This is a genomic window from bacterium, from assembly GCA_021372515.1.
Lineage (GTDB): Bacteria > Gemmatimonadota > Glassbacteria > GWA2-58-10 > GWA2-58-10 > JAJFUG01.
In genome coordinates, this window is sequence record JAJFUG010000018.1 from 25,945 (window position 1) to 34,759 (window position 8,815).

The following is an 8,815-nucleotide window of genomic DNA, read 5'->3' on the forward strand; positions in this document are numbered from 1 at the left end:
AACCAACCCCTCGTCTTTGGTCTCTTGACGCTCGAGTGAAGGATGCAGAGTCCCCCCCCTCTTGGGCTGAAACGGAAAGAAAAAGATGTCGTTCACCTTCGATAAGGATGTCATCGAGGTCCAAAACCTCGACACCATGGCCTCGTTCGCACGTTTCCACGCGATCAACGCCGGTGTTTTCCTGGACGGGATCATCCTGGCCGAGGATCTGCTGCGCGACAAGGGCGCCATTGTCCTGTCGCATGACACCGAGCTGACCCACGAGAATTTCAAGCGCCTGCTCAGCATGCGCGAGGCCAACCCCAAGATCAATTTCTGCTTCCGTCTCAAACGCGGGGACAAGATCCTCGCCAAGTTCCGCCAGGAAATCATGGAACGGCTGATGGTGATCATGGACCGGCGGATCAAGACCAAGTTGTTCCGTGACCTGTTCTCCCTGGTGAGCGCCGACCTGACCGCCGTGGCCGACCTGGCCCTGGCCTCGCCCGACCTGGTGTTGACCGTGCACCAGATGCGGCTGAGCTGCGAAAGCTCGAAACTGAAAAAATCCCTTTCTTTCCTGGACCAGGCGCTCAATTCGGCGATCCTGGCCCTGGCGCTGACCCGCACCCCGCTGCTGAAAGAATATTTCGGCAACGAGCGCGAGAAAGCGGTGCCGCTGTTCAGCGCCGCCCTGATCCACAATTACGGCGCGATAATGAACCTGGCGGCCCTGGCGGAGCAGGCGGACCAGGACCGGGCCAAGCTTTACTGGACCCTGATCCTGAAAGACCTGAAGAAGATTGAGAAGACGCTCGTGGACGAAAATCTCAGGTACTGCCTGGAGGCCCTGTGCAGCTATCAGCTCGGGCGGCGCGATTTCGTGACCGGGGAGGATTACCAATCCATCTGCGCCAATATCCTGGTGGTGGTGGAATATTTCCTGCGGCGGGAGTGCGGTTTGTTCGGCGAGCCGGATGAGCCGCGCCGGGTGGTGGACCGGATGAATGTCAAAGCCTTCGAGCACCAGCTCAACGACAGGTCGGTCCAGGCGCTCACGCTCAGCCTGAACCTGAAAGACATATTCGACTTTTACTCCGAGATGGAACGCCTGCTGGCCGAATGCCCCTACGATTCGGCCACGGCTTACCCGCTGACCGGGTTCCGCAGCCCGACCCTGTTTGTGTGCCGCAAGCGGGTGACCGCCTGCCGCTGGATCGAGCTTTCGGTCCGGGCGGTCAAGCTGATTGTCAAGCTGGGTGAGCTGGCCCCCAACGATTACCACCGCTGCAAGCTGCTCACCCCCAAGCTGATGGATTTCTACAGCGAGTTCTACGACGAGATCAAGGAAGAGACCTCCGGCCAGCAGCCCAAAGCGGTCGAGCCGATCAAGGTCACCGCGGGTCCGCCGCCGGAGAACGCCCCCAAGCCCGGTGAGGTCGCGCCGGCCAAAGCCGGGGAGACGCCGGCGCAGGAGGGCGTCGCCGAGGCCGCGCCGGCTGCGGAAGCCGCTGGTGGCGACAAGAGCGCTCCATTCAACGACAGCCTGTCACAGATGTTCAACAAGTTGTCGCAGGAGAACGCATCCAAGGAAGGGGAGCCCTCGGCGGCGAAATCCAAGACCCAGGATACTCCTGCCGCCGGTTGATCAGCAGCCCCACCCGCCGCCACAGGGATCACCCCTGATAGCGCGTAACCTTGGCTTTCGACTGCGGATCCACCGCCACCGCCTCGATCTCCACCGCTATGCCCATGGGCAGGGCCGCGGCCTGCACCGTGGTCCGGGCGGGCTTGACCTGGCCGAAAAACCCGGCGTAGACCTCGTTCATCCGGCCGAAATCGGCCATGTCGGTCAGGAACACGGTGGTCTTGACCACATCGGCCAGGCCCGCGCCAGCATCCTGAAGGATCGCCTCGATGTTCTGCAGGCAGAGGCGGGTCTGGGTCTGGATGTCCTGGAGCACCACCTGCCCGGTCTCGACATCCAGCGGGCCCTGGCCCGAGACATAGATGAAATCGCCCGCCTTGACCCACAGCGAATAAGGCCCCTTGGCCTGGGGCAGCTTTCTCTTTTCCGACATGTGTCCCTCCGGTCTTTTCCCGATTGTCCAAAGTGAGAGTTACGGGCTAACGCTAATAGGTGCAGCGCACGGTGTCAACCGGATTGCCCGCGGGGTGCGCGAGCGGCCCACGGGCGGATTGACGCGCCGCCGGGATGCGGCTAATATTGTGCGGCGGAGGTTGGGTGTTCCGGGGCTCTGCGATGCCGGCCGCACCACTTGTGGAGGACGCCGTTATGAAAGCTCTGCTGCTTGAGGCTTACAGCAGTCTGGTGCTGAGAGAGTTGCCCGGCCCGACGCCCGGACCGGGGGAAATCCTGGTGCGGGTGCGCGCCTGCGGAATCTGCGGCAGCGATGTCCATGGGCTGGACGGCAGCACGGGGCGGCGCGTGCCACCGCTGGTGATGGGCCACGAGGCGGCGGGAGAGGTGGCGGTCCTGGGACAGGGCGTCTCCGGCCCGGCGGTGGGTGCACGGGTGACTTTCGATTCCACGATCTATTGCGGCGAATGCCGTTTCTGCCAGGCCGGCAAGGTCAACCTCTGCGACAGCCGCCAGGTGATTGGCGTCTCCTGCGACGAGTACCGCCGCGACGGGGCTTTCGCCGAATATGTCTGCGTGCCGGCGCGCTGTGTCTACGAGCTGCCCGCGGGACTCACATTCGAGCAGGCCGCGGTGGTGGAGCCGCTCTCCGTGGCCGTGCACGCGGTGGAGCGCGTGCCGCTGGAAATGGACGGCACGGCGCTGGTGGCCGGGGCCGGCATGATCGGCCTTCTGCTCGTGCAACTGCTCAAGCTGCGCGGGTTCCGGCGGGTCCTGGTCAGCGACCCCGATCCCTCCCGCCTGGCCCTGGCCCGCGAGCTGGGGGCGGATGAGGTTCTCGATCCGGGAGCGGGGCCGGTCATGGAGCGGATCGAGCGCCTGACCGCCGGCCGCGGGGTGGATGCCGCGTTCGACGCTGTGGGCCTGGAGGCCTCGTTAGGCGCATGCGTGGGCTCGCTGCGCAAGGGCGGGGCACTCTGCCTGATCGGCAATATCAGCCCGAAAGTCAGCCTGCCCCTGCAGCGGGTGGTGGCCCGTGAGCTGACCCTCTACGGCTCCTGCGCCTCCGCGGGCGAATACCCCCTCTGCCTCGACCTCCTGGCCGGAGGCGCGGTGAGAGTGGAGCCGCTGATCAGCGCCGCCGCCCCGCTGGACGAGGGCGCGCTCTGGTTCGAGCGACTGCGGGCCGGAGGCAGGGGACTGATCAAAGTCATCCTGCAACCTTGAAAACCTGGCGGTTACGATGAGCGGCAAGCTGTTCGATCTTAGCGGACGGGTGGCGCTGGTGACCGGGGCCAGCCGCGGCCTGGGCCAGTATTTCGGACGGGCGCTGGCTCGCGCCGGGGCCGACCTGGTGATAACCAGCCGTAATCTGGAAGCCTTGGAGCCGTTCCGGCGCGAGATCGAGGCCCTGGGACGGCGCGCGGCGCCCCTGGAGCTGGACGTGCGCCGCGAGGAAAGCATCACGGCCATGGCCGCCGCGGCCGAGGCCGCCTACGGGAAAATCGATATCCTGGTCAACAACGCCGGCTGCAACGTGCGCAAAAGTTCACTGGAAATCACCTGGGACGATTGGAACACCGTGCTCGACACCAACCTGCGCGGCACTTTTTTCGTGGCGCGCGAGGTGGCCCGCGGGATGATCGCCCGCGGCTACGGGCGCATTATCAACATCGGCTCCGTGACCAGCGTGTTCGGCTACGCCGGGCTGGCCCCCTACTGCGCCAGCCGCGGCGGAGTGCGCCAGCTCACCATGAGCCTGGCCGATGAGTGGGGCCTGCACGGAATCACGGTCAACTGCCTGGCCCCGGGCTGGTTCCGCACCGAGCAGAACAAAGTGCTGTACGAGGACCGCGAGTGGGTCGAGTACCTGCTGGACCGCATTCCGCTCAAACGCCCCGGAGCGCCGCCCGACCTGGACGGCGCGGTGGTGTTCCTGGCCAGCGAGGCCAGCGCCTATGTCACCGGCCAGACTATCCTGGTGGATGGTGGAATCTCCACCGGGGCGACCCGCGCCCTGCCGAAAAAGAAAGCCCCCTGAGCCCAGCTTTGTCCGGTTAGGTAATGTTACGGGCGAACACAAGGATTGTCCCTGTATGTCTTGACCCAGTCTCACGGCCAAACCTCATGCGGCCGGACGGCCGCCGCTGTTGCCTTTGGGGGCCGCACCTGTTTGAGCCTGCAGCATGGGCAGCGTGTAATTGCTCGTGAAGAGTCGAAGCTTGAAAGCGCTCCAGCGCACGGCGGCGATTCGCGGCAGCGCAGCCGCTGCACCGCGGGAGCGGAGCCAAGGCTCAGTAAACACTTAAGGTTGCAGTGGAGATGTGGCCGGGACGAGTTTGCGGCCCCCGCTGGCTTTGCTGCTTTGGCCGAAACCAAAGCAGAACAGAATCTTTCGACTTCTCACTGCAAGTCCCTGACCGGACACTACTGCCCTGAGCCACTTTCAGTCCGGCGCCGGACGGAACGGAATTTGCAACCTTTTCCGGCCAGCTTAGGCTTTCAATCCCAAGGGAACGACAGGCTGCACCGCCCCCCGCGGTCAGTTTCCCGAGATCACGACTGGCAGACATCCAACGCGCACAGGGAGGTGTGGCATGGACGTGTCCTCGGTCAGTTCTATAGTCACCGCCTTACAATCTTATCTAACCTCGGCTACCTCAAGCAGTTCCGAATCGGGGACCACCTCCGGCACACAGAGCGGTTCCGAGACTGAGGGCAGCGGCTCGACCGATCTGGTCCAGCTCAGCGCCCAGGCCAAGGCCCTGGCCGAGGGCGCCGCCAGCTCGGTCGCCAGCTCGTTTTTTTCGAGCATCGACGCCTCGGACGGCATCTCGATGGATGAACTTATCAGCCTGATGCGGGAAAAAACTACCAGCCTGCTCGACTACCTCGACAACTCCTCTGATATCTACGGCCTGGACAACTCCTCCCAGACCCAGTTCGGCCTGGACTCCCTGGGCAACGTGAATGTCCTGAACGGCACCGGCGCGAACAAGTCCGCCTATGAATCCCTGTTCTCGCAGAACAACCAGATGAGCGAGCTGTTCCAGCAGATCAGCTCGCTGGCCTCGACTGTCAGCGCCTCGCAGCAGGCGCTCGAATTCCGCGAGGCCTACGAGGCCGACCCCCAGGCCGCGCTCGAAAAGTACTCGTACCTGTTCGACGAGGGCTACGACCCCCAGGTGAGCCTGGGCTATTCCGAGGGCTCGCTCCAGGCCTGGCTCACGGGTCAGAACGGGACCGAGGCTCAGCAGATAGTCGCTTAAGACCCGCACGCCAGGCGCCCCCCGGACTGTACTGTCTGTACTGTCCATGTCCGCCCTGCGCGCTGCGGCATTCCGGCCGAATTTCAAGCCTTGACACAGGGAGGTGTGTGCATGGATGTCTCGACGATCGCGTCCGCCTGGGAGACCACCCGGGTCGGCTCCACCAGCGCCGTGGGTTCCGCCGCGCCGCCGGCGGAGGATGAAAACGCGAACGTGACCACTCAGGAGGATACGGTCGATATTTCGCCGGAGGCGAAGGACAAAGCCGAGAAGGACCCAGGCGCTCAAGCCAGGGGCCTGTTGGAGAGTCTCAACATCCTGGATGGATTTTCACCGGAGGCGCTCAAGGAAAAATCCACGGCCCTGAAAGAGGACCTGGATGAACTGTTCCAGCGGGCCGGGATCGACACCTCGACCGAGATCAGCCTGACCACGGGCTATGACGGCAGCGTGCTGGTGAGCGGCGAGCACCCGGACAAGGCCAAGATCGAGAAGCTTTTCGCCGATAACCCCGAGCTGGCCAACCGGTTCCGCGAGGTGAGCGGCATGGCCTCGATGATCCGCGCCTGCCAGGAGGGTATCGCGTTCCAGAAGGCTTACGCCCAGGACCCCGAAGCCGCTGTGGCGCAGTACTCTTACCTGTTCAACGACAATTACCAGCCCCAGTTCAATATGAGCTACACGGAAGATTCGATGTCGTTCTACTTCACCGACCTGTTCCACCAGGGGCGGCAATATCTGGAGTATTGAACCGGTAAGAGCCTTAAATTCATGTATAACGCCCGGCGGATAACATTGACTATTCATTCGCCGGGCGTTATGCTATTTAGCCTTGATGCCGCAGCGCATTCCGTGACGGCCGCCCGCAGGCCGCAACAGTCCTGAGCCAGCAGACCAGGTTTCTATTCCATGGACATTCCCCAGACAAAAGATGATACCAAAACGTCGCCGCTTCTCAGCCTGAGCGGTATCGGCAAGAGTTTCGGCGGGGTGAGCGTGCTCGCCGATGTCCCGCTCGATCTGTTCCCCGGCGAGGTGCATATCCTGGCCGGAGAGAACGGCGCTGGCAAGAGCACCCTGATCAAGATCATGGCTGGGGTGTACCCCGATTTCGAGGGCCGGATCGTGCTGGACGGACGCGAGGTGCGGTTCCGCACGCCCCAGGAGGCCCTGGCCGCCGGGATCGCGGTGATCTACCAGGAAATTTCGCTGGTGGGCACGTTGAGTCTGGCTGACAACATGTTCCTGGGCCGCGAGATACACGCCCCGGCCGGAACTTTCGACCGTCGGGCACAGCAGGCCCGGGCGCGCGAGGTGCTTTCCGGCATGGGCCTGGACCTGGATGTCACCCGCCCGGCCGAGGAGTACCCCATCTCGATCCAGCAGATGGTGGAAATCGCCAAGGCCCTCTCCTGCAACGCCCGGGTGATCGTGATGGACGAGCCGACCAGCTCGCTCAGCGCCCCGGAGGTGGAGCGCCTGTTCGGGCTGATCGAGGGCCTCAAGCGCCGCGGCTGCGCGGTGGTCTATATCTCGCACAAGATGGAGGAAATCTACCGCATCGCCGACCGGATCACGGTGCTGCGCGACGGGCGCTGGGTGGGCTGCGCCCCGGCCGCCGAGTTGCCCGAGCCGGAGCTGGTGCGCTGGATGGTGGGCCGCGAGCTTTCCAGCCAGTTCCCGCCGCGCCGCGGACGGCGCGGGGCCGAGGCCCTGCGCGTGGAGGGCCTCACCCTGCTCGACAGCGCCGGCTCGGGCCGTCCCCTGGTCGAAAACCTCAGTTTCAGCCTGCGCGAGGGAGAAATCCTCGGCCTGGCCGGATTGCAGGGCTCCGGGGCCAGCGAGGCCCTGGGCGCGGTGTTCGGGGTCTACGGCGTCCCGGCGGCCGGACGGGTGAGTCTTTTCGGTGAGCCCCTGCCGCTCGGCTCGCCCGCCCGCTCGATCCGCCGTGGCCTGGCCCTTCTGACCAGCGACCGCAAGACCAACGGTTTCGTGCCGGAGATGGACATCACGCGGAATATCAGCCTGGCCTCGCTGCATCGTTTCTCGCCGGGCGGCTGGCTCCGTCACCGTGAGGAGCGCCGCGCCGCAGAGGCCCAGGCCGCGAGCCTCCGCCTCAGGGCCGCCTCGCTGGGCCAGCTCGTGGTCACCCTATCGGGCGGCAACCAGCAGAAAGTGATCCTGGCCAAGTGGCTGGAGACCGGACCCCGGGTGCTTCTTCTGGATGAGCCCACCCGCGGGGTGGATATCGGCGTGAAGCACGAAATCTACGAGCTGATGAACCGCTGGACCTATGACGGCTTGGCTGTGGTGCTGATCACCTCCGAGATGCCCGAGCTTCTGGCCATGAGCGACCGTATCCTGGTGCTCAGCCGTGGCCGGGCCACGGCCGAGTTCAACCGGGCCGAGGCGACACAGGAGAATATTCTTCAGGCGGCCATGGGCCGTTCTTCTCAGATTGCCTGACACAAGGGGAGACTGAAATGCAGTCTGGTTCCACCACCAATGCCGGAGCCGGCTCCAGCCTCAAGACACTGTTGGCCTCGCCCACAGTGCGGGCGCTGGCCGCCCTTATCGTGGTGTTCGCCCTGGGGCTGGTTTTCAACGCGGATGGCGCTTTCTACAAGTGGGGCACCCACCGCGACATGTTCCGCCAGGTTTCGGTCTACGGCATCCTGTCCTGCGGCATGACCCTGGTGATCGTGACCGGCGGGATCGACCTTTCTGTGGGCAGTATCCTGGCCCTGGATGCCGTGCTGTTCAGCCTGTTCTCCATCCAGTACGGCTGGCCGGCCTGGATGGCGCTGCTTGCCTGTGTTGTGGCCGGAGTGGGCCTGGGTGCGGTCTCGGGCGGGATAATAGCAAAATTCCGGGTCCAGCCGTTCATCGCCACGCTGGCCATGATGGTGTTCGCGCGGGGGCTGGCCAAGCTGGTCTCGGGTGGACAGAAAGTCAGCACCGCCGTGCTCCAGGCGGATGGCTCCTACAAGTACGTGGATACGCCTAAATTTTTCGATTTCCTCAATTCAAAAATCCTGGGCGACAACCTGGCCGTGGTCACGGTGGTGCTGGTGCTCTGCCTGCTGGTGAGCTGGGTCGTGCTCGACCGTCTGCGCTGGGGACGGTACCTGTTCGCCCTGGGCGGCAACGAGGAGGCGGCCCGTCTGTCCGGCGTGCCGGTTGGGTTGGTCAAGGTGCTGGCCTATGGACTGAGCGGGTTTTTCTGCGCCCTGGCCGGAGTGTGCCAGGCGGCCCAGGAGCTGCAGGGCGATCCGGAGGCTGGTAACGCCTACGAGCTGTCGGCCATCGCGATCGTGGTGATCGGCGGGACCAGCCTGCGCGGCGGCCGCGGCGGAGTGGGCCTCACCCTGCTGGGCATCCTGACTATCGGCTACCTCGAAAAAATACTGAGCATCAACGCGGTGGGCGAGGAGAGCCGCCTGATGCTGACCGGCCTGATAATAAT

The 8,815-nt window shown here is 64.3% G+C and carries 8 protein-coding genes; 7 read left to right on the plus strand and 1 reads right to left on the minus strand.

The window, feature by feature from the left end:
* Nucleotides 1-85: 85 nt before the first annotated feature.
* Nucleotides 86-1,627 carry a hypothetical protein gene (locus LLH00_01650; GenBank protein ID MCE5269971.1) on the plus strand — a complete coding sequence of 514 codons (1,542 nt, stop codon included), beginning with the start codon at nt 86-88 and terminating at the stop codon, nt 1,625-1,627.
* A gap of 28 nt (nt 1,628-1,655) precedes the next feature.
* Here LLH00_01650 and LLH00_01655 read toward each other — a convergent pair whose 3' ends face one another.
* Nucleotides 1,656-2,060: a Rid family detoxifying hydrolase gene (locus LLH00_01655; protein ID MCE5269972.1), complete on the minus strand. Its 405-nt coding sequence runs from the start codon at nt 2,058-2,060 to the stop codon at nt 1,656-1,658.
* A gap of 215 nt (nt 2,061-2,275) precedes the next feature.
* Here LLH00_01655 and LLH00_01660 point away from each other — a divergent pair, with 215 nt between their 5' ends.
* The 6 genes from LLH00_01660 to LLH00_01685 all read left to right on the plus strand — a co-directional run.
* Nucleotides 2,276-3,307, plus strand: coding sequence for a galactitol-1-phosphate 5-dehydrogenase (locus tag LLH00_01660; protein MCE5269973.1), 1,032 nt, complete (start codon nt 2,276-2,278; stop codon nt 3,305-3,307).
* Nucleotides 3,308-3,323: 16 nt separating this feature from the next.
* A complete protein-coding gene (locus LLH00_01665) occupies nt 3,324-4,121 on the plus strand; it encodes a glucose 1-dehydrogenase (GenBank protein ID MCE5269974.1) in 798 nt (265 codons plus the stop codon).
* 556 nt (nt 4,122-4,677) lie between these two features.
* Complete coding sequence (locus LLH00_01670; GenBank protein ID MCE5269975.1) at nt 4,678-5,349, plus strand: hypothetical protein; 672 nt, start codon at nt 4,678-4,680, stop codon at nt 5,347-5,349.
* 111 nt (nt 5,350-5,460) lie between these two features.
* A complete protein-coding gene (locus LLH00_01675; protein ID MCE5269976.1) occupies nt 5,461-6,099 on the plus strand; it encodes a hypothetical protein in 639 nt (212 codons plus the stop codon).
* A gap of 159 nt (nt 6,100-6,258) precedes the next feature.
* Nucleotides 6,259-7,815, plus strand: coding sequence for a sugar ABC transporter ATP-binding protein (locus LLH00_01680; GenBank protein MCE5269977.1), 1,557 nt, complete (start codon nt 6,259-6,261; stop codon nt 7,813-7,815).
* A 17-nt stretch (nt 7,816-7,832) separates the two neighbouring features.
* The coding region (locus LLH00_01685) for an ABC transporter permease (GenBank protein MCE5269978.1) at nt 7,833-8,815 on the plus strand (983 nt) is incomplete at its 3' end.

Bases quoted from the DNA above. Each gene is read 5' to 3' on its own strand.
- LLH00_01670 (MCE5269975.1), top strand. From the start codon at position 4,678: ATGGACGTGTCCTCGGTCAGTTCTATAGTCACCGCCTTACAATCTTAT.
- LLH00_01665 (MCE5269974.1), top strand. From the start codon at position 3,324: ATGAGCGGCAAGCTGTTCGATCTTAGCGGACGGGTGGCGCTGGTGACC.
- LLH00_01675 (MCE5269976.1), top strand. From the start codon at position 5,461: ATGGATGTCTCGACGATCGCGTCCGCCTGGGAGACCACCCGGGTCGGC.
- LLH00_01655 (MCE5269972.1), bottom strand. From the start codon at position 2,060: ATGTCGGAAAAGAGAAAGCTGCCCCAGGCCAAGGGGCCTTATTCGCTG.
- LLH00_01660 (MCE5269973.1), top strand. From the start codon at position 2,276: ATGAAAGCTCTGCTGCTTGAGGCTTACAGCAGTCTGGTGCTGAGAGAG.
- LLH00_01650 (MCE5269971.1), top strand. From the start codon at position 86: ATGTCGTTCACCTTCGATAAGGATGTCATCGAGGTCCAAAACCTCGAC.
- LLH00_01680 (MCE5269977.1), top strand. From the start codon at position 6,259: ATGGACATTCCCCAGACAAAAGATGATACCAAAACGTCGCCGCTTCTC.